Origin of the sequence: Desulfovibrio sp. 1214_IL3152 (genome assembly GCF_036763055.1) — a bacterium.
Taxonomy (GTDB): Bacteria; Desulfobacterota; Desulfovibrionia; order Desulfovibrionales; family Desulfovibrionaceae; genus Desulfovibrio.
The window spans coordinates 1-1,269 of record NZ_JBAIYW010000401.1; the positions used below are offsets into that span (position 1 = coordinate 1).

At 59.4% G+C, this 1,269-nt stretch carries 1 protein-coding gene; it reads right to left on the minus strand.

Annotation, left to right across the window (positions count from 1 at the left end; all coding sequences use genetic code 11):
- Positions 1-355: 355 nt before the first annotated feature.
- A partial coding sequence (gene grdB, locus V6C07_RS08665) for a glycine reductase complex component B subunit gamma (protein WP_333535999.1) occupies positions 356-1,269 on the minus strand: 914 nt, incomplete at its 5' end.

Sequence of the window (1,269 nt, forward strand, 5' to 3'; positions counted from 1 at the left end):
GTTTGGCCGCCGGGCTGGCCCCGGCTTCCGGGCGCTTCTGAACGCTGCCGGAAGCCGGAGAGCGAAAACCCCTGCGGGCTAGGCAGTGTCGTCACGAGATGAATTCCTTGGTATATCAAGGAGAACGAGCCTTTTATGCAGGGAGTGTACTCTTATGGTACCCGACCGGAATAAAAGGCGAAGTTCGACGCAGAGATACCGGGAAAGGCGCTCGTGACAACACTCTACATCTAGAGCATTTAACACTTGAAATGCTTGCTTACGGCAGGCAAAAGCCTGCCTACTCGCATTTCGTGGCAAGGATTTTCAGAAAAATCCTTGCAGAGCAGTTGACTCGTTTCATTCGTAAACTGCTCTAGAACACCGTCTGTCCGTCTACCCCGGTGGAAAGGGCCTTGAGGGCCTTGAGCACCAGCTCGCGCCGCAGATGCTTTTCGTCAGCGGCAGAAAGCTCGGGATTACCCAGGGGGTGCGGAATGGACACAGTAGGCACAATGCGGTTGGCCCCGATACTCAGGGAAATGGGCACGATGGTGCACATGTGGACCACGGGCACATCGGCGGCTTCTTCAATGGCCTTGGCGAGCGTTGCACCGCAACGCGTGCACGTTCCTCAGGTGGATGTGAGTATGACCCCGTCCACATGCGCGGCCTTGAGCTGCGAGCCGATCTCTGTTCCGAACTTGCGCGAGTTGGCTACAGATGTGCCGTTGCCCACGGTGGTGTAAAACACGTTATAGAGCTTGCCGATCTTGCCTTCCTTTTCCAGGTCGCGCAGCACGTCTATGGGCAGCACGCGGTCAGGGTCCTGATTGGCGTAGGTCTGGTCGTAGCCGCCGTGGGCCGTGAGATACCTGCCCTTTTCAAGGTCGGTAACGCCCTCGATGCTGTAGGCCCCGAAGTTCTGGGCCGACGAGGCCGCGATGTGGTCGGGGTTGCCTTCAGGCACAATGCCGCCGGAGGTAACCACGGCAATGGTGGCCCTGCTCATGTCGGCAATGGCCGGGCGCGGCTCCACGCGGTCAAACACGGGCATGGCGTATTCGGTCTTGAACTCTTCGCCCCTGACCTTCTTGATGAGCATGCGCACAGCGCGCTCGGCCCCGGGCTCGTCATAGAACATGTTCTTGCGGATGCCCCTGGGGAAAACGCCCTCGGCCGCCGGATCAGCGATTTCTTCGCCGCGCAGCAGCCTGAGCATCACGGCAGCCATCGCAGGCACGGCCTTGCCCATACCGCGTGCGCTGTCCGCTGTTTCCACAATGGTTA